The organism is Kitasatospora sp. NPDC127111 (assembly GCF_042677465.1).
GTDB lineage: Bacteria > Actinomycetota > Actinomycetes > Streptomycetales > Streptomycetaceae > Kitasatospora.
In genome coordinates, this window is sequence record NZ_JBHXTG010000019.1 from 15,304 (window position 1) to 33,463 (window position 18,160).

At 72.7% G+C, this 18,160-nt stretch carries 15 protein-coding genes; 4 read left to right on the plus strand and 11 right to left on the minus strand.

Going from position 1 to position 18,160, the window contains the following annotated elements; translation table 11 throughout:
• The 10 genes from ACFVHB_RS14665 to ACFVHB_RS14710 form a co-directional block, all read right to left on the minus strand.
• Nucleotides 1-1,560, minus strand: a complete 1,560-nt coding sequence (locus ACFVHB_RS14665; protein ID WP_380320570.1) for an ABC transporter substrate-binding protein — start codon at nucleotides 1,558-1,560, stop codon at nucleotides 1-3.
• A gap of 96 nt (nucleotides 1,561-1,656) precedes the next feature.
• The gene (locus ACFVHB_RS14670) at nucleotides 1,657-2,808 is read right to left on the minus strand and encodes an ROK family protein (protein ID WP_380320573.1); all 1,152 of its coding nucleotides are present in this window, start codon (nucleotides 2,806-2,808) and stop codon (nucleotides 1,657-1,659) included.
• Between the two features lie 52 nt (nucleotides 2,809-2,860).
• A complete protein-coding gene (locus ACFVHB_RS14675; RefSeq protein WP_380320576.1) occupies nucleotides 2,861-3,820 on the minus strand; it encodes a TauD/TfdA dioxygenase family protein in 960 nt (319 codons plus the stop codon).
• Between the two features lie 463 nt (nucleotides 3,821-4,283).
• Complete coding sequence (locus ACFVHB_RS14680; RefSeq protein ID WP_380320579.1) at nucleotides 4,284-5,720, minus strand: hypothetical protein; 1,437 nt, start codon at nucleotides 5,718-5,720, stop codon at nucleotides 4,284-4,286.
• A gap of 32 nt (nucleotides 5,721-5,752) precedes the next feature.
• Entirely contained in the window at nucleotides 5,753-6,742 is a 990-nt protein-coding gene (locus tag ACFVHB_RS14685; RefSeq protein ID WP_380320582.1) for an ABC transporter substrate-binding protein, read from the minus strand.
• Nucleotides 6,743-6,845: 103 nt separating this feature from the next.
• Nucleotides 6,846-7,613, minus strand: a complete 768-nt coding sequence (locus ACFVHB_RS14690; RefSeq protein WP_380320585.1) for an amino acid ABC transporter ATP-binding protein — start codon at nucleotides 7,611-7,613, stop codon at nucleotides 6,846-6,848.
• Complete coding sequence (locus ACFVHB_RS14695) at nucleotides 7,610-8,590, minus strand: amino acid ABC transporter permease (RefSeq protein WP_380320809.1); 981 nt, start codon at nucleotides 8,588-8,590, stop codon at nucleotides 7,610-7,612. Before ACFVHB_RS14695 ends, ACFVHB_RS14690 begins: the two co-directional genes overlap by 4 nt.
• A gap of 8 nt (nucleotides 8,591-8,598) precedes the next feature.
• Complete coding sequence (locus tag ACFVHB_RS14700; protein ID WP_380320812.1) at nucleotides 8,599-9,507, minus strand: ABC transporter substrate-binding protein; 909 nt, start codon at nucleotides 9,505-9,507, stop codon at nucleotides 8,599-8,601.
• On the minus strand, nucleotides 9,501-9,998 hold the full coding sequence (locus ACFVHB_RS14705; RefSeq protein WP_380320588.1) for a GNAT family N-acetyltransferase: 498 nt from the start codon (nucleotides 9,996-9,998) through the stop codon (nucleotides 9,501-9,503). Before ACFVHB_RS14705 ends, ACFVHB_RS14700 begins: the two co-directional genes overlap by 7 nt.
• Nucleotides 9,995-11,155 carry an LLM class flavin-dependent oxidoreductase gene (locus ACFVHB_RS14710; protein ID WP_380320591.1) on the minus strand — a complete coding sequence of 387 codons (1,161 nt, stop codon included), beginning with the start codon at nucleotides 11,153-11,155 and terminating at the stop codon, nucleotides 9,995-9,997. Before ACFVHB_RS14710 ends, ACFVHB_RS14705 begins: the two co-directional genes overlap by 4 nt.
• A gap of 571 nt (nucleotides 11,156-11,726) precedes the next feature.
• On the opposite strand from ACFVHB_RS14710, the gene ACFVHB_RS14715 reads away from it, so the two are divergent.
• Nucleotides 11,727-12,626: an amino acid ABC transporter permease gene (locus tag ACFVHB_RS14715; protein WP_380320595.1), complete on the plus strand. Its 900-nt coding sequence runs from the start codon at nucleotides 11,727-11,729 to the stop codon at nucleotides 12,624-12,626.
• 8 nt (nucleotides 12,627-12,634) lie between these two features.
• Nucleotides 12,635-14,551, plus strand: a complete 1,917-nt coding sequence (locus tag ACFVHB_RS14720; protein WP_380320598.1) for an FAD/NAD(P)-binding protein — start codon at nucleotides 12,635-12,637, stop codon at nucleotides 14,549-14,551.
• An 81-nt stretch (nucleotides 14,552-14,632) separates the two neighbouring features.
• Here the strand turns inward: ACFVHB_RS14720 and ACFVHB_RS14725 are convergent, their stop codons facing one another.
• Complete coding sequence (locus ACFVHB_RS14725) at nucleotides 14,633-15,586, minus strand: NmrA/HSCARG family protein (protein WP_380320601.1); 954 nt, start codon at nucleotides 15,584-15,586, stop codon at nucleotides 14,633-14,635.
• 509 nt (nucleotides 15,587-16,095) lie between these two features.
• Here ACFVHB_RS14725 and ACFVHB_RS14730 point away from each other — a divergent pair.
• On the plus strand, nucleotides 16,096-16,791 hold the full coding sequence (locus ACFVHB_RS14730; protein WP_380320604.1) for a GPR1/FUN34/YaaH family transporter: 696 nt from the start codon (nucleotides 16,096-16,098) through the stop codon (nucleotides 16,789-16,791).
• Between the two features lie 387 nt (nucleotides 16,792-17,178).
• Entirely contained in the window at nucleotides 17,179-18,138 is a 960-nt protein-coding gene (locus ACFVHB_RS14735; RefSeq protein WP_380320607.1) for an NAD-dependent epimerase/dehydratase family protein, read from the plus strand.
• The last annotated feature ends 22 nt before the right edge of the window (nucleotides 18,139-18,160 follow it).

Genomic DNA, 18,160 nt, shown 5'->3' on the forward strand with positions numbered 1-18,160 from the left:
TCAGGCCGTCAGGTAGGCGTCGTCGAGGTTGAGGTAGTTGAACTTGTTGAGGGTGGCGCCGCGCACCTTGGCGGTGGCGACCTCGATCTCGCCGGCGATCGCGAGGTCGATGACGAACTCCTCGTCCAGCAGGGCGTCGGTGATCTGCTGGTAGAGGGCCTTGGCCTCGGCGCTGTCGCTGTCCGAGCGGTTCCAGGCGCGCTGCACGATGTCGGTGTAGGCCGGCGAGGTGAACTGGGAGCTGTTCTTCGCCTCGTTGAACGGGTAGGCGCTCACCGCCAGGGTGGCCGGGTGGAGCTGGGCGAAGCCGTGGCTGAGCGTCCACAGCGCGGGCATGGTCTGCGAGATCAGCTGCTTCTGCATGGTCGGGGAGTCGGTGGGCTGGAGCACCGTCTCGATGCCCACCTGCTTGAGGTCGTACTGCAGGATCTGGGCGATCGCGGTGCCCTCCGGGGTGGCCGAGTGCGCGAACGGCAGGGTGATGGTGTCCAGACCCGCCTGCTTCAGCAACTCCCGTGCCTTGGCCGGGTCGTGGCCGTAGCGGGTGGCGCCCGCGTCGCTGTACGCGGGCGAGGACTTCGGCCAGGGCGCCGAGGAGGCGAGGCCGTAGCCGCCGAGCGCCTGCCGCACCAGCCGGTCCCGGTCCACGGCCCAGGCGATCGCCTGCCGGACCCGCTTGTCGCCGACGTGCTCGGCGGTGACGTTGACGCCGATGTAGTACGCGCCGGAGCCGGTGTCGTACGGCTTGATCCGGAACTGGGGATTGTCCTTGAGGACGGCGATGTCCTTGCCCTGGACGTTGTACGAGAGGTGGCTCTGCCCGGTCTTCAGCGAGGACAGCAGGGAGTCGGCCTGCGGGATGATCCGGATCTCCACCCCGTCGAGGTAGGGGCGGCCGGGGTTCCAGTACTTCTCGTTGCGGGTGAGGCTGATCGACGCGCCCGGCTTGCGCTCGCCGTACCGGAACGGCCCGGTGCCGATCAGCTGCTTGCCGGCGACGGCGTCCTCGACGGTGGCCGAATCCGCGATGATCATGAATTCGAAGAGGTCGAACAGGTTGCTCACCGGGTGCGCCAGCACCAGGGTCAGCTCGTGGTCGCCGTTCTTGCGGAAGTCGGTGACGGCGGCGGCGGTGGCCCTCAACTGGGCCGAGCGGACCGGGTTCTGGAGGTTCTTGACGGCGAAGACGACGTCGTCGGCGGTGAACTTCCGTCCGCTGTGGAAGAACACGTCCTCGCGGAGCTTGAAGGTGATGCTCCTCCCGTCGTCCGTGAGCTGCCAGGAGGTGGCCAGCTCGGGCTGGGGCTTGAGCTGGTCGTCGTACCGGGTGAGGGTGTTGAAGACCAGCCGCTGCACGAGGGTGTTGGCGCTCTGGGCGAACAGCAGGCTCGGGGTGAAGTCGATGCCGGTCGCCACGGTGAGCGTGCCGCCGCGGCGCGGGCTCGCCGCGGAGGCGGCGTTCGAGCTGCTCTCGGCGGCCGAGCGGCACGCCGCCAGGGTGACGAGGCCGGCCGCGGCGAGGGAGCCGCGCAACAGGGAGCGGCGGGAGAGCGAGTGCATGGCGGAACGTTCCTTCGGGGTGTGGGTTGGTTGTTCTCGCAGCGGAAGAAATTCCGGCCGTGGAGCGTGGAGGGCTCGGCCGGTGTACCGGTCGGCTCAGGCCCCGGGGAGGCCGCGACAGGCGAGCGGGGAGCGGTACAGCTCGCCGAGCACCGCCGCGCCGGCGGCGACCGCGAGCGCGTCGCGGCCACCCCGGGGGGTCACCACCAGCTCCGGATCGCCGCCCAGGAGCGAGCGGCGCGCCACCTCGGCGCGGACCGCCTCCAGGTAGCGGTCGTCCAGCATGGCGAAGGTCTCGGTGAGCACCACCAGGTCCGGGTTGACGACGTCCATCAGCAGGGCCACCGCCCGCCCCACCAGCCGGGCGCGGCGCAGCACCAGCCGGTCGGCGCGGGCGTCGCCGGCCCGCACCGCCGCGATCAGCCGCGCCCGGTCGGGGGCGGTGATGACGCCGGCGGTGACGGCGTCCCGGTAGAGGGCGGTGTCCGAGGCGGCCGCCGCGAAGCAGCCGCGCCGTCCGCAGGTGCAGTCGGCCGTGCCGCCCGGCACCCGCAGGTGCGCCACCTCCCCGGTGGCGGCCTGCGGGCCCAGGTGCACCCGGCCGCCGATGGCGAGCGCCGCGTCCACCACGTGGCCGACGAACAACTGCACCAGGCTGCGCCGGGCCGCCGGACGTCCGAAGAGGATCTCGGCCTGAGCCAGCGCCCGGGCGTGGTTGTCCACCCGCACCGGCAGCCCGCTCGCCCGTTCCAGCAGCCGCCCGAGCGGCACCTCGTACCAGTCGAGAGGTTCGTGGCGGACCGTCACTCCGCGTTCCGGGTCGACCGTTCCCCCGGTGATCGCGCCGAGGCCGACCACCTGCCGCCCGCCGGGCGAGTCGGCGAGGAAGCCGGGGAGCCGGGCGAGCAGGTGTTGCAGCACCTCCCGGCCGGTCAGGCCGTGGTTGTCGAGCACCTCCTGCACCAGCACGTCGCCGCGCAGGTCGAGCAGGGAGAGGGTGGAGTACGGCACGCCGACGTGCACCCCGGCGACCGCGAGCCGCTCGGTGTCGATGTCCACCGGCAGCTGCGGACGGCCGACGCCGCCGGAGCCGGCCAGGTCCGGCCGCTCGCCCAGCAGACCGAGCGCCAGCAGGTCGACCACCTGCCGGGAGACCGCGGCCGGGCTCAGCCCGGACAGCGCCGCCACCCCGCTGCGGGCGATCGGCCCGTGCTCCAGCACGGTCCGCAGCACGGCCGCCGCGTTCACGTCGCGCCGGCCGTCCCCGCTCCGTGCGGCAGGCTTGGGGTAGGCGGTGATCTCAGGCTCCCGACCGGGCGGCCTCGAGCTGCTCGGCCGGCACGATCCCGGCCACGGCCGGCGGCTCGGCGGGTTCGAGCAGGCGGCTCACGGTGCCGTCCACGCCGACCGGCAGGTCGCCGTCCAGGGTGATCCGGCGCACCAGGCGCGGCTGGTCGCCGTAGTCGTTGACGGCGTAGTGCTGGGTGGCCCGGTTGTCCCAGATCGCCACGTCGCCGACCTGCCAGTCCCAGCGGACGGTGTTCTCCAGCCGCTCGACGTACCGCTGGAACAGCGCGATCAGCGCCTTGCCGTCCGCGCCCGGCAGGCCCTGGATCCGCTGGGCGAAGGCGCCGAGCAGCAGGCTGCGCTCGCCGGTCACCGGGTGGACCCGGACCACCGGGTGCTCGGTCTTGAAGGCGGTCGAGACGAAGACTTGCCGGAACAGCTCCGCGATCTCCCGGTTCTCCGCCAGCTCCGGCGTCAGCGCGAGGGTGGCGGCGTAGTCGTAGTCGTTGGTGTGCACGGCGCGCAGGCTCTCGGCGAGGGTCTTCAGCGGCGCCGGCAGGTCCTGGTACGCGGCCGCGGTGTTGGCCCACACCGTGGAGCCGCCGGCCTCGGGCAGCTCCAGGGCGCGCAGGATCGAGGCCTTCGGGTAGGAGGGCACGAAGGTCACGTCGGTGTGCCAGTTGTTGGCGCGCACGCCCTTGGTGGCGTCGAGTTCGAAGATGTAGCGGCCGTCGGCGCTCGGCACGGTCGGGTGGCCCACCGGCTGGCCGAGCAGCCGGGCGAAGGCCTCGTGCTCGGTGTCGTCCAGGTGCTGCTGGCCGCGGAAGAAGAGCACCTTGTGCCGGTACAGGGCGGCCTCGATCGCGGCGACGGTCTCGGCGGGCAGGTCGCCGCCGAGGCGGACGTCGTGGACGATCGCGCCGATCCGGCCGGCGGCCGGGGTGAGACGCAGTTCGGTGACGGAAGTGGTCATGGCTGTCCCTCGGAGGTCGTGCGGGAATGCGGGAACGGGTGAGCGACGCGGGCGAACCCCTCGGCGCGCCGTACGCGCGGTGTGGGAGGAGCGTCGGAAGGAGAGGACCCTCAGAAGGCGAGGAGGCTCAGGAGGCGAGGTCCCTCAGAAGGCGAGGAGGCTCAGGAGGCGAGGTCCCTCAGAAGGCGAGGAGGCTCAGGAGGCGCAGCGACAGGAGGGGCACGCGGTACGGCACATGGCGGTCATCGCCCCTCCTTCGATCTCGGCTGCGAGCAGGTCCTGGACACATGCTGGCGAGCGCCGGGCGCGCTGTCAAACGCCATCTCGCCTGGTGGGAACGGGTGTTGCCGGTGTGTGAAGCCGTGTTGCGGCGGATGGCCGCCGGTGTCGACCGGCGGCCCGAGGCCGTCGTTCCGGACCAGCACCGCGCTCCGCACGCGTCCCCGCCCCCACCGGACACGGGCTAGCGGGAGGACACCCGGACCACACCGGTCACGGTGCCCTGGAACACCACCCCGCCCGGCGCGACGGTGCCGGTCATCTGGAGGGTGTCGTAGAGGAAGCCGCTGCCCAGCCACCTGCGCCGCACCACCTCGCCGGTCGAGGGCGAGATCTCGGCGTAGTGGTACGGGTCGAGCAGGGTGGTCGCCTCCGTGCCCGGGACGACCGGTTCGCGCAGGACGGTGCGGATCAGTCCGTCGGCGGTGGACAGCACCGGAACCGCCGCCGAGCGGACCACGCGGTCCCAGACCAGGTCGCAGCCGGATCCGTCCGGGCGGACGTCGACCCGGGAGAGGCCGCCGCGGTAGTCGGCGGAGGCGGGGACGCTCGGCCCGGCGTCGGCGGGCAGCTTCGGGTAGGGGTACCCGTACGTGCTCGCGACGAAGACGGAGTTCCCGACGCCGATCGGCGCGTTCTCGCTGCCGCTGCCGCCGGCCTCCAGGACCGGGACGGAACAGACCGGTTGCCCGCTGTCCGCGCGGTGGACGAGCAGGTGCTCGGTGGGTGCGGCGTTGTCGACGATCGTCAGGTAGTCGGTGCCGGTCCGCGGGCCGAAGAACACCGGGGTCGAGCCGGTGCCCCAGCTGAGCTGCCCGGGCTTGCGGCCCGGGCCGCGGTCGTACGGCCGGCGCCAGGCGATCCTCGGGGTGCCGTCGGCGTCCGCGGTCAGCAGGTAGAGGGCGTGGGTGGTGGCCACGGCGGTGCCGCCCGGGGCGGTGGAGATGGAGTTCGCGATCCGCTCACCGGCCGGCAGCCCGAGCGATCGGACGGTGCCGGTGCGATCGTCGGCGGTGCCGACCACACCGCCGTCGGTGGCGAACCAGACCCGCCCCTGCCAGTCCGGCGCGATGCCCACCGAGCCGTCGCCGTCCGGGACGGCGCTGGCGAGGGAGAGCGAGCTGTCGGCGTACAGCTGCCAGGTGCCGGCGGTGCTCCGGCGGTGCGCGATCCGCAGCAGGGTGCGGTTGCCGTCGATGGCGACGAGGCGGTCCCGGTTGTCCAGGTAGGCGTAGACGCCGCCGAGCAAGCTGCCCTTGGTGAGCGGGAGTTCGGCGAGTGACTCGCCGCTCGTCGGGTCGAGCAGGTGGACCGTCGGGGTCTGCCCGAAGACGGTCGTGCAGAGCGCGACCGGGTAGCCGTCGGAGCCGACCAGGATGGTGGGACAGGCCGAGGCCAGGGCCGCGCGGCGGGAGGTCAGCGGGCCGGGGGCCGGGCCGGGCAGCGGGGTGGTGTCGGACGAGGCGGTGTCGCCGTGCATGGTGGCGGTGCCGTCCGGCCCGGCGTACGGGTTGTGCGGGGGCGCGGGCGCGTACGGCGTCTCGGCGCCGGCCGGCGTGGCCAGGGCCAGCAGGGCCGCCGCCGCGAGCGCGGCGGCGCGGCTGAGCGGTTTTCGTCGCATGGAAGGTCCCGATCGAGGTGGAGGGGCTGGGGCTACGACTTGCTCTTGGGCAGCCCGGGCGGGTTGATCTCCGAGTCGGCGACCGCCTCGTTCGCCAGTCCCCAGCGCTTGAGCGCCTGGGCGTAGGTGCCGTTCCTGATGATCTCGTCGATCGCCGCGTCGAGTGCCTTGACCAGGCCGTTGTCCTTCTTCGTCGTGGCCGCGATCTTGCCGAGGACGTCGGCCCCGCCGCCGGAGTAGGTGTCGATCACCTCGGTCTCACCGGTCTGCACGGCGTGGAAGGCGAGGACGGGGTTCGGGCCCAGGTAGGCGTCGATCCGGCCGGAGGAGAGGGCGAGGTAGCGGTCGGAGGCGTTCTGGTAGTACTTGATGTCGACCGGCTTGAGCCCGGCCTTGACGTTCTGGTCGTTCCAGGCGACCAGCAGCTTCTCCTGGTTGGTGCCGGACTGCACCGCGATGGTGTGCCCGGCCACGTCCGTGGGGCCGGCGACCTTCCAGCCGCTGCCCTTCTTCGCCTCGAAGCCGAGGACGTCCAGGCGGTAGGTGGCGAAGTCGTACTTCTCCTTGCGCTCCTCGGTGACGGTGATGTTGGTCAGACCGACGTCGTACTTGCCGCTGTCCAGGCCGACGAAGACGTTCTCCCAGGAGACCGGGTTCAGCTCGACCTTGAGGCCGAGGACGTCGCCGATGAGGTACGCGAGGTCCGGCTCGATGCCGATGACGGTCTTGTTGTCGGTGGCGTAGAAGTCGAGCGGCGGGGTGGTGCCCAGGCTGTCGACCACCTGAAGGGTGCCGCGCCGTCTGACGGCCTCCGGCACCAGGGCCGCGATGGCGTCGACCTTCGGGGTGGTGATCCGCTTCTGGTCAGCGGTCAGGTTGACGACGGTGCCGTCGGGCGCGGCGCTCCCCCGTGCCGCGCCGGGGTCGGCGGAGGCGTCGCCGGCGCTGCCGCAGGCGGTCAGGGCGAGCGCCGTGGCGAGGCCGAGTGCGGAGGCGAGGAGGGCGCGGCGGGGCAGGGTCATGGCGTTGGCTCCGGTGCAGAGGGTCAGGGTTCACAGGGCGGCGTGCAGAGGGCGGGGTGCAGAGGGGCGGCGGGCAGAGGGTTGGAGTTCAGACGGTCGGAGTTCAGAGCACTTTGGAGAGGAAGGCGCGGGTGCGCTCGTGCTGCGGGTGGTCCAGGACGTCGGCGGGCGGCCCCTGTTCGACCACCACCCCGCCGTCCATGAAGACCACGGTGTCCGCCACCTCGCGGGCGAACCCGATCTCGTGGGTGACGACGATCATGGTGGTGCCGCTGCGGGCGAGGTCCCTGATCACGTCCAGGACCTCGCCGACCAGTTCGGGGTCGAGGGCGGAGGTGGGCTCGTCGAAGAGCAGCACCTTGGGCTCCAGCGCGAGCGCTCGCGCGATGGCGACGCGCTGCTGCTGGCCGCCGGAGAGCTGGCGCGGATAGGAGTCGGCCTTGTCGGCGAGGCCGACCCTGGCGAGCAGGTCGAGGGCGGCGGCCCGGGCCTTCGCCCTGGGCCGCTTGAGGGCGCTGACCGGGGCCTCGACGAGGTTCTCCAGGACGGTCAGGTGCGGGAAGAGGTTGAAGTTCTGGAAGACGAACCCGATCCCGGTGCGCTGGCGCAGTACCTCGCGCTCGGGCCGCTCGTGCAGCTTGCCGCCGGCGTAGCGGTAGCCGATCAGTTCGCCGTCGATGGAGACGTAGCCCCGGTCGAGCTTCTCCAGGTGGTTGACCGCCCGCAGCAGCGTGGACTTGCCGGAGCCGGACGGGCCCAGGATCACGGTGACCGAGCCGGCCGCGACCTGGAGGTCGACGCCGCGCAGCACTTCCAGTCGGCCGAAGCTCTTGTGCACGCCTCGGACGTCGACCATCGCGGTCGTGGTCATCGATCGGTCCTCGCAGTCGGTCGGGTCGGCCGGATCGGTCGGGTCGGCCGTTCGGCCAGGGCGGTGTCCAGGAAGGCGCGGAGCCGCTGCCACGGGGTCGGCGGCGGGTTGCGCAGGCTGCCGCGGGCGAAGTGCCGCTCCACGTAGTACTGGATGATCGACAGCAGCGTGGTGAGCACCACGTACCAGGCGGTCGCGACCATCAGCAGCGGGACGACCCGGCCGGTCCGGCCGTAGATGACCTGGACCTGGTAGAAGAGTTCGCCGATCGCCATCACGTAGACGATCGAGGTGCCCTTGAAGAGGGAGACGACCTCGTTGGCCGCGTTGGGCAGGATCGCCCGCATGGCCTGCGGCAGGATGATCCGCCGCGCCTGCCGCAGGCGCGGGATCCCGAGTGCCGCCGCGGCCTCCAACTGGCCGGCGTCGACGGCGATCACGCCGGCCCGGATGATCTCCGCCGCGTAGGCGGCCTGGTGCAGGGCGAGTCCGAGGACGGCGGCGCCGGTCGCGCCGAGCAGTCCGTTGGTGTCGAAGGAGAGGAACGTCGGTCCGAACGGGACGCCGATCCCCAACCGCCGGTAGAGGTAGGAGAGGTTGAACCAGAAGACCAGCTGGACGATCAGCGGGATCGAGCGGAACGCCCAGGTGTACGTCCAGGCGATGGTCCGCAGGATCGGGCTGCGCGACAGTCGCAGGGCCGCGACGCCGGCGCCGACGGCGAAGCCCAGGATGGTTCCGTAGCAGGTGAGTCGGACGGTGACGCCGACGGCCCGCAGGATGACGTCAGTGGTGAGGTAGGCCTCGAAGGTCGGCCAGTCCCAGCCGGGGTTGGTGGCCAGGCCGTGCAGGAACTGCGCGACGAGCACCAGGGCGGCGGCGCCGGCCGCCCAGCGCCAGGGGTGGCGGGCCGGGACGACGGGGAGGTCGGCGAGGTTGTCGACCGGCGTGGTGCCGGCCGGTCTCCCGGTTCGGATGGCGGTGGTCACGGGTGCTCCGGAGGGCTGATCTGTGATTCCTTGATCGCGGACGCGGTGACGCCCCACTTCCGCAGGATGCGGTCGTAGGTGCCGTCCTGGATCAGTTGGTTGACGGCGGCCTGGAAGGCGGGGGTCAGCGGCGAGCCCTTCTTGAAGGCGAAGCCCACGTCGAGGCGGTGGAACTCGCCGAGGAAGCGGGTGTTGGAGGCGGGCCGGCTCTCCTGGTAGCGGAGGCCGTTGATGGTCGACATGACGGTGTCCACCCGGCCCTGCTGGAGACTGGTGAGGACGGCGGCGCTGTCGGAGTAGACCTTCACCTCGTACGGCTTCTTCCCGGTGGCGGCGCAGACGTCCTTCTTCGCGTTGAGCGTCGTCTCGAAGGTGGTGCCGGCGCCGGTGCCGATGGTCAGCCCGCAGAGCTGGGTGAGGTCGGTGACGGGCTGGAGGGAGGTGTCGTCCTTGCGGACCGCGAAGCCCTGACCGTCGTCGATGTAGGTGACGAAGTCGATCGTCTTCAAACGGGCCTCGGTGACACCGAAGTTGCCGGTTCCGAGGTCGAACTTGCCGCTGCCGAGGGCGGGCAGGATGGACTCGAAGGACGCCTCCTGCCGCTCGACGCTGATGCCGAGGACCTTGGCGACGGCGTCGGTGACGTCGATGTCGACGCCGGCCGCCCGCTTCGTCGCCGGGTCGGGGTAGTAGGCGGACGGCGGGGTGCCGATGGCGGCGCCGACCTTCAGTACGCCGGCCCTGCGGACGTCCTCGGGCAGCAGGGCGGCGACGGCGTCCACCTTCCGTGCCCCCGCGACCGCGTCCTCGCCCCGGCCCGGTTCCCCGGCCGGGGCGGGGGCGGTGGAGCCGCAGCCGGCCAGCAGGGCGACGGCTGCGGCGGCCAGTAGTGCGCGTCTCACGATCCCTCTTTCCTCAGGTGCTTCTCGAACGGCAGCGGGCCGATGGTCGCCGGATCGGCCGCGAGGTCGAACAGCGGGGTGTAACCGGCCGCCAGGTACAGGAACCTGGCCTCCGGCTGCCGGGGGCCGGTGGTGAGGTGGATCCGCCGGTAGCCGGACGCCGCGGCGGCGCGCTCCAGTTCGGCGAGCACGCGCCGGGCCAGTCCGCGCCTGCGGTGGCGGGAGTCGGTCCACATCCGTTTCAGCTCGGCCGTCCACCGGTCGTACCGCCGGTAGGCGCCGCCCGCGACCGGTTCCCCGTCGCGCAGCAGGAGCAGCAACAGGCCGGCCGGCGGGGCGAACTCCTCGGCGTGGTAGCGGTCCATCTCGGCCCGGCCGCCCTCGCCGTACCGGCTGACGTACTCGAACGTCAGCTCCCGCACCAGCGGTTCCACGAGGGGGTCGTCGAGGCGTACCCGGCGGACCTCCAGCAGGGACTCGTCGGCCCGGGTCATGCCTGCAGGGCGATCAGCTGGTGCCGGTCGTGCTCGGCGCGGGCGGCCTTCTCGGCGTCCCGCTTGGCGACCTCCTCGCGGACGAGCGGGATGACGTACCGGCCGAAGTCGATCGCGTCGTCCAGCAGGTGGTAGCCGCGCGCGGAGAGGATGTCGACGCCGAGGTCGTAGTAGTCCAGCAGCGCCTGTGCGACCGTCTCGGGCGTGCCCACCAGGGCGTTGGAGTTGCCGGCCCCGCCGGTGGCGGCGGCGGTCGGCGTCCACAGCGCCCGGTCGTAGCGCTCGCCCCCGGCCGCGATCTCCAGCAGCCGCTGCGAGCCGGTGTTCTCCGGCCGGTAGCCGCCGTCGGCGAGCGGCTGGTGGCGCCGTCGGACCAGCTGGTCGCCGTTCGCCCTGCGGGCGTTGATGGCGTCCAGGGTCCGGTGGGCCTTCTCCCAGGCCAGTTCCTCGGTCGGCGCGATGATCGGCCGGAACGCCACCTGGATGCGCGGCACGTCGGCACGGCCGGCGGCCCGCGCGGCCGCCTTCACGGCCTCGATCTGCTCGGCGGTGCGCTCCAGCGGCTCGCCCCACAGGCAGTAGATGTCCGCCTCGGCGCCGCCGACCGTGTAGGCGGCGGGCGAGGAGCCGCCGAAGGACACGGCGGGCCGGGGCTGCTGGACCGGGAAGACGTCGGAGACGAAGTCGTGGAAGCGGTAGTGCTCGCCCTCGTGGTCGAACGGCTCGGTGCTGGTCCAGGCCCGCTTGACGATTCGGATGTACTCCGCGGTCCGCGCGTACCGCTGGTCCTTCGTCAGGAAGTCGCCCTCGCGCCGCTGCTCGTGGTCGTTGCCGCCGGTGATGAAGTGCACGGTCAGCCGGCCGTCGCTGATCCGGTCGAGGGTGGCGAAGGTCTTGGCGGCGAACGTCGGGTAGGACACGTTCGGCCGGTGGGCGAGCAGGATCTGCAGCCGGTCCAGCTCGGAGGCGACGTACGCGGCGGCGGGGGCCGGGTCGGGCGATCCGGCGCCGTAGGCGAACAGGACGCGGTCCCAGCCGTTGTCCTCGTGGGCGCGGGCGAGACGCAAGGTGTAGTCGCGGTCGAAGGAGGCGGTGGTGCGGGCGGTGGTCTCCGAGCCGTCGTTGGTGGCGGCGATCCCGAGGAACTCGACGGGCATGGCGATGGGCCTTTCGGTGCGCGGGTAGGCTCCGCCGGCCGGCCGACCCGGGGTCGGACGGCGGCGCGCGGGAGCGGGGGCTTCGCGGGTGCGGGTGACGGCGGCCGGTCAGCTGGAGCGAGCGGCGGCGAGGAGGGGCGGCAGGGGTGCGTCGGAACGTCCGTCCGCGCGGCGCCGGCTCCACGGAGCGGACGCGAGGACGGACGGACGCATCGGCCCGGAATCGGGTACCGAGGGAGGTCTCCGCAGGAGAACGGGGCCGGTCAGCAGGCCCGCTGCCGTTTCAGCCGCGACAGGCCGCGGACCACACCCGACCGAAGTCGATGTGGTCGCGAGTGACCAGGGGCGGTACGGCGTTCATGGCGTAAGTTGAGCAGCGTTCCTGGGGATCCGTCAACCACTGCCCGCGATCCGGGATCACCGGTGCGCAGTTGACAGCGCGGGCCGGACCCCGCGTACGATCGTGGACGGAGCGAGTGAGCAACGGGTCAACGGCCCGGCCGCGTTGAGGGACGCGGAGTGCGTGACGGCAGTTCATCCATCAGCCCTGCCGCACTGGAGTCCCTCCGCCATGGCCACCTCGCAGGACGTCCTGCCCGCCACCGTCACCCCCTCGCCCGGACCGATCCGCGCCGACGCCCCGATCGTCCCCCGCCGCCGCCCCGGCCGCGTCCTGTCCGGCCTGCTCGTCGCCGTGCTGCTCCTGGCGGCACTGAACTCCGTCGTCCACAACCGCGCCTTCCAGTGGGACGTCGTCGCGCGGTACTTCGCCTCCACCGCCGTCCTCGACGGCCTGGCACTGACCCTCTGGCTCACCCTCCTCACCCTCGCCATCGGCTTCGCCCTCGGCACCGTGCTGGCCGTCCTGCGGCTGTCCGACAATCCGGTGCTGCGGGCCGTGAGCTGGGGCTACGTCTGGGTGTTCCGTTCGACGCCGCCGCTCGTGCAGCTGCTGTTCTTCTTCAACCTCGGCGCCCTCTACCCGACCATCAGCCTGCGCATACCCTTCGGCGGGCCCGAGTTGGCGCACGCCAGGACGGTGAACCTGCTCGGTCCGACCCTCACCTCGGTCATCGGCCTCACCCTGCTGGAGGCCGCCTTCGCCGCCGAGGTGGTGCGCGGCGGCGTCCTGTCGGTGGAGCGCGGCCAGCTGGAGGCCGCCCGCTCGCTCGGACTCCGGCGGGCGCGCGTGCTGCGGCGGATCGTCATCCCGCAGGCGATGCGCTCGATCGTCCCGGCCGCGGGCAACATGCTGATCAGCGCGCTCAAGGGCACCAGCATCGTGAGCGTGCTCGCGGTGCACGACCTGCTCTACTCCGTGCAGCTCATCTACAACCAGACCTACGAGATCATCCCGCTGCTGATGGTGGCCACCCTCTGGTACCTCGTGGTCACCAGTGTGCTCGCCGTCGGCCAGTACTACCTGGAGCGGTACTACGCACGCGGCTTCCGGACGGGCGGTGCGCGGTGAGTTCCCTGGTGATCGTCGGAGCCGGCCCTCGCGCGACCGGCCTGCTGGAGCGGATCGTCGCCAACGCCCCCGCGCTCCTGCCGGCGGACCGGCCGCTGCACATCCACCTGGTCGATCCCCATCCACCGGGCCCCGGCCGGATCTGGCGCCACGAGCAGTCCCCGCTGCTGCGGATGAACTCGATGGCCGAGGACGTCACGATGTTCACCGACGAGTCCTCCACCATCGAGGGACCGGTCCGCCCGGGGCCCTCCCTCGCCGAGTGGGCCGCCGCGATGGAGGAGTTCGCTCCGTACCAGGAGCCGGCCGATCCGGCGGTGGCGGCGGAGCTGCGCGCGCTCACGCCCACCGACTTCCCCACCCGCCGCGCCCAGAGCGCCTACCTGGACTGGGTGTTCCGCCGGGCCGTCGCCGACCGGCCCGGGCACCTCACCGTGACCGTCCACCGGGCCACCGCGCTGGAGGTGACCGGTCCGCCCGACGGCCCGCAGGAGGTCCGGCTGACCAACACCACCCTCCGTGCCGACCAGGTCGTCCTCACCCTCGGCCACCTCGGCTCGGCACCCGCCGCCGAGCACGAGGCGCTGGCCGACTTCGCCCACCGGCACGGCCGGTTCCACCTCCCACCGGCCTTCACCGCGGACGCCGACCTCTCCGGCATCGCGCCCGGGGAACAGGTGATCGTCCGCGGCCTCGGCCTGGCCTTCGTCGACCTGCTGGCGCTGCTCACCGAGGGGCGCGGCGGACGCTTCGAGCAGACCCCGACCGGGCTGGTCTACCGGCCGTCCGGGCGGGAGCCGGTGCTCCACGTCGGCTCGCGCCGTGGCGTCCCGTACCACGCGAAGACCGGCTACCGGCTCCAGGGCCCGCCCGCGCCGCTGCCCCGCTACTTCTCCGCGGGCGCCGTGGACGCCCTGCTGGGACGCCCGGAGCCACTCGAACTACGGCGGGACGTCTGGCCGTTGATGGCCAAGGAGATCGGCTTCGGCCACTACCACGAGCTCTTCCACGCCCACCCGGAACGCACCACCATGCCCTGGGCGGCCTTCCTCGACGCCTACGACCGGCACGACTGGTACTCCCCCGCACGCGCCGAGCTGGTCGCCGCCGCCGTCCCCGACCCGGAGGACCGGCTGGACTTCGAGGCGCTGGACCGGCCGCTCGCGGGCCTGGTCTTCGACTCCGCGGAGCAGTTCCAGAAACACCTGCGCGACCACGTCGCCCGCGACGCGGAACGGCGCGTCCTCCCCGCGCACAGCGCCGACCTCGGCGCGTTCCTGGCCCTGCTCTCGCTGTTCGGCCAACTGCCCCGCCTGGTCGCCTCCGGCCGGCTCGCCGCCCGTTCGATCGCCGAGGACCTGGACGGCTGGTGGTCGGGATTCTTCAACTTCCTGGCCTCCGGGCCGCCCGACTTCCGGTTGCACCAGCTGCTCGCGCTGTCCGAGGCGGGAGTGGTGCACTTCCTCGGCGCGGGCGTCCGGGTGACCGCCGACGAGGCGACCGGCACCTTCCTGGCCACGAGCCCGACCGTGCCCGGGCACGTGGTGGCGGCCACCGCGCTGGTCGACAGCCGCCTGCCCGGGCACACGGTCGGCCGCACCGACGACCCGGTGCTGCGGGGCCTCCACCGCTCCGGCGAGATCGCCGAGGACGTGGTGAGCGACGCGACCGGGACCCACCGCTCGGGCCTGGTCGCCGTCTCCCCCTCCGACGGGCGGCTCCTCGACCCGACGCTGGGCGGCGCCCCGCACCCCCGCCGCACCGCCCTCGGCCCGCTCACCAACGCGCGCGCCTACGCGGCGTTCGCCCGTCCCCGCACCAACGCGCCGGCGTTCCGTCAGAACGACGCCGCCGCCCGGGCGATCCTGCGCGGCCTGGCCGGGAGCCCGGTTCCGCCACCGAACGGACGAGCCGCGTGCCACTGACCCCGACGATCGGGGGCGGCAGCGCCGGCCCGTCGCGGTCACGGCAGCTTTTCCGAACTGGTCGCGCCCCGCCGTCGGGGCTCAGCTCCATGCCTTGCGCAGCTGGTCGCGGTGGGCCTCCAGCCAGGTGGCGAAGGTCTGCAGCTCGGGGTCGAGTTCCCGGACGGCGTCCAGGTCGCGGGCGGTGGTGAAGCGCTCCTCGCACTCGGCGTAGTACTGGAACATGTTCCCGGCCTCGTCGGCGCCGGGGAAGCCGAGGGCCCGGTACGCGTCCGGCGTCATCGGCAGGTACTGGACCGGGATGCCGGTGGCCTCGGTGATCGCGGCCGCCATCTCGGCGACCCTCAGGTGTTCGCCCGCGATGCTGACCGTGGCGCCGATCAGGTCGGTGCCGCGTTCGAGGATCGCCAGGGCGCACTTGCCGATGTCCTCGACCGCGATGCCGGAGAGGCGGCTGTTCCCCATCGGGAAGGCGAGCTGCAGGACGCCGTCCTCGCCGCGCTGCGGGGCGAACGCGTCGAGCAGGTTCTCCCAGTAGAAGGTGGTGCGCAGGAACGTCGTCGGTGCGCCGGCATCGGTGAAGTAGTGGTCGGCCTCGGCCTTCGCGTCGAAGTGCGGCACCTTGTAGGAGTCCTGGAGGGTGGGCATGCGGTCGTCGTCCAGCGGGACGCACTCGCGGGTGTCGTCCAGCGTCGACCAGATCGCGTGCTGCACCCCGGCGTGGCCGACCGCGTCGGCGAGCGCCTTGGCCTGCTTCTTCTCCCGTTCGGCGGACATGTGCTCCCAGAAGTTCGTCACCAGGTAGGCGCCGTACGAGCGGTCGAATGCCGGGCCGAGGCTCGATCCGTCGTCGTAGTCGGCCTGGACCACCTCCGCGCCGAGCCGCTCCAGTTCCCGGGCCCGCTCCGAGCCGGAGTTGCGGGTGACCGCGCGGACGGCGAATCCGCTGTTCCCGTCCGCCAGGATCGCGCGGGCCAGGGCGCCGCCCTGCCGCCCGGTGGCGCCGACCACCGTAATGATCTTCTTCTCGTCCATGATGTCTCCCCGCTTGCTCGTGGCAGCGTGGGCACCCCACGCGTGGCGCTGCCGTCCGCCGCGGACCATCACTGTGCGTGATCGCTCCTGTCCGTCCGGGCCCATCCCGTCCGGTGCCCTCACAGCGGCTACCCCTCCGCGTGACTGTTACGCCCGGACCGGAGCCATCGGACCGGCGTAGCGGTCCGAGGGCGTGCCGGTCCTGCCGGCGGTGAGGGTGACGCGCGGCCGTGCGGGCGCAGCGGTCCAGGGCGGTCGCATCACAGGGGGGCTCGCCCCGCTCCGCCGGTTCGTCCGGACGGGCCGGGGTAGCCGCTGCAGGAACGGGACGGACCCCGCGGGGCGGCCGCACGGTACCGACAAGGGTGACAAGGGCGGTGGCCGCGCCGAACCGGGAGGCGTGGGCCGGCGCGGCACGCCTCCGCCGGTACGGGTCGGTCCCCGAGGTTTCGCCCGTACGGCCGCGGACAACCGCCGAGGAACCCAGCAGACCCGGAAGGAGTCACGGCATGACCACGGATCCGGCGCCCTCCGCCGCTACTTCGTCCCAACCCGTCCCGCGGATCTTCCTCCGGCCGCTGGCCACCCCGCTGCCCCTCGGATTCCTCGGCCTGGCCGTGGCCACCTTCGTCCTGTCCGGGCTGCAACTGGGCTGGGTACCGGTGGGCCAGGCGCATCAGGTGGCCCTCGTCATGCTGGCCTTCGCCTTCCCCGCCCAGCTGATCGCGGCTCTGTACGGATTCCTGTGCCGTGACGCCGCGGCCGCGACCGGCATGGGCGTGCTGGCGGGGACATGGCTGACCTTCGGCCTGATCACGCTCGCCGGCCCGCCGGGGGCGACGAGCGAGACCGCCGGGCTCCTGCTGCTCGTGGCGGGCCCGGTGCTGCTCGTCCCAGCGGTGGCCGCCGCGACCTCCAAGGGAGTCGCCGGCATCGTCCTGTTCACCGCCGCGCTGCGGTTCCTGGTCACGGGCGCCTACCAGTACAGCGGCGACAGCGGCTGGAAGACCGCCGCCGGTGTGATCGGCGCGGTCCTCGCGGCGTTCGCCGTGTACGCGGCGCTCGCCCTCGAACTGGAGGGCCAACACCGACGCACCGTCCTGCCCACCCTTCGGCGGGGTGGGAGCACCATGGCCGCCCAGGCCGGCACGGCGGCGCGGGTCGAAGCGCTCGCTCGCGAGCCGGGCGTCCGCGGGGAGCTGTAGCGTCCGCCCGGGAGCCGTAGCTTCGCCGGAAGGCGCCGCTTCGGGCGGACCAGGCTGATGCCGCGGACGGAGGCGATCCGGTCGATCCTGCGGCGGGCCCGGACCGTTTCCCGGAGCACCGGTGGCGGTCGCGCGGGTTCATCCGGACGGAGCACCGGCCGGACCACCGATCGTCCGGGTCGTGACCCCGGCACCCGTCCGTTCGCGATCGCCCGGAGGCCCTTCTCCCCACGACGGGGCGGCCCGGCGACCGGGCCGCAGACGCAACGGCCGGTGCGCAACACGGAGCCGGGGCGACCAGCGGACCGAGTGGCGGGACCGCCCGGGGCTGCCAAGGCTGGTCCGGGGGCCGCGGACCGCGGGTCCGCGACGACCGAAGGGACCTCCATGGGCAGCTTGCCGACCGACCACCTGCATGCCGTCGTGACGGGAGGGGCCGGCTTCGTGGGTTCCCACCTGTGCACGGAACTCATCCGGCTCGGCCATGCCGTCACCTGTGTCGACGACTTCTGCACCGGCTCGCCGGACAACGTGCGCCACCTCGTCGGCCGCCCCGGCTTCGTCCTGCGTGAGGCGGACGTCACCGACCGGCTCGACATCGACCGCCCCGTGGATCTCGTCCTCCACCTCGCCTCCCCGGCCTCGCCCGCCGACTACCTCCGGCTCCCCGTCCACACCCTCGACGCGGGCAGCCTGGGCACCCGCAACGCGCTGGCGCTGGCCCAGCGGCACGGCGCGAGGTTCCTGCTCACCTCGACCTCGGAGGTCTACGGCGATCCGTTGCAGCACCCGCAGAGCGAGTCCTACTGGGGCAACGTCAACCCGGTCGGTCCGCGGAGCGTCTACGACGAGGCGAAGCGGTTCGCCGAGGCGCTGACCACGGCCGAGGCCGCCGCCGAGGGGGTGGACACCGCGATCGTCCGCCTGTTCAACACGTACGGGCCCCGTATGAGGTCCCGCGACGGGCGGGCGGTGCCGACGTTCATCCGCCAGGCCCTGGCCGGCGAGCCCCTGACGGTGACGGGTGACGGCAGTCAGACCCGCTCCCTGACCTATGTCAGCGACACGGTGAACGGCATCCTCGCCATGGCCTCCTCCGACCTGGCCGGTCCGGTGAACCTCGGCAACGACACCGAGTTCACCGTGCTGGAGCTGGCCAGGCTCGTCATCGAGCTCACCGGATCCCCGTCGACGGTGGAGTTCATCGCGCGCCCCACCGACGACCCCGCGGTCAGGCGCCCGGACATCACCCTGGCTCGCGGAAAGCTGCGCTGGGAACCGAGGGTGCCCGCCCGCGAAGGGCTTGCCCGCACCATCGAGTGGTTCCGCGATCACCCCGAGGCCTGAGCAGCCCTTCCCGACCCGACCC

What these genes read in the sequence shown, in the direction of transcription:
- ACFVHB_RS14665 (WP_380320570.1), bottom strand. Translation starts at nt 1,560, where the DNA reads ATGCACTCGCTCTCCCGCCGCTCCCTGTTGCGCGGCTCCCTCGCCGCG.
- ACFVHB_RS14675 (WP_380320576.1), bottom strand. Translation starts at nt 3,820, where the DNA reads ATGACCACTTCCGTCACCGAACTGCGTCTCACCCCGGCCGCCGGCCGG.
- ACFVHB_RS14680 (WP_380320579.1), bottom strand. Translation starts at nt 5,720, where the DNA reads ATGCGACGAAAACCGCTCAGCCGCGCCGCCGCGCTCGCGGCGGCGGCC.
- ACFVHB_RS14685 (WP_380320582.1), bottom strand. Translation starts at nt 6,742, where the DNA reads ATGACCCTGCCCCGCCGCGCCCTCCTCGCCTCCGCACTCGGCCTCGCC.
- ACFVHB_RS14690 (WP_380320585.1), bottom strand. Translation starts at nt 7,613, where the DNA reads ATGACCACGACCGCGATGGTCGACGTCCGAGGCGTGCACAAGAGCTTC.
- ACFVHB_RS14705 (WP_380320588.1), bottom strand. Translation starts at nt 9,998, where the DNA reads ATGACCCGGGCCGACGAGTCCCTGCTGGAGGTCCGCCGGGTACGCCTC.
- ACFVHB_RS14710 (WP_380320591.1), bottom strand. Translation starts at nt 11,155, where the DNA reads ATGCCCGTCGAGTTCCTCGGGATCGCCGCCACCAACGACGGCTCGGAG.
- ACFVHB_RS14715 (WP_380320595.1), top strand. Translation starts at nt 11,727, where the DNA reads ATGGCCACCTCGCAGGACGTCCTGCCCGCCACCGTCACCCCCTCGCCC.
- ACFVHB_RS14725 (WP_380320601.1), bottom strand. Translation starts at nt 15,586, where the DNA reads ATGGACGAGAAGAAGATCATTACGGTGGTCGGCGCCACCGGGCGGCAG.
- ACFVHB_RS14730 (WP_380320604.1), top strand. Translation starts at nt 16,096, where the DNA reads ATGACCACGGATCCGGCGCCCTCCGCCGCTACTTCGTCCCAACCCGTC.
- ACFVHB_RS14735 (WP_380320607.1), top strand. Translation starts at nt 17,179, where the DNA reads ATGGGCAGCTTGCCGACCGACCACCTGCATGCCGTCGTGACGGGAGGG.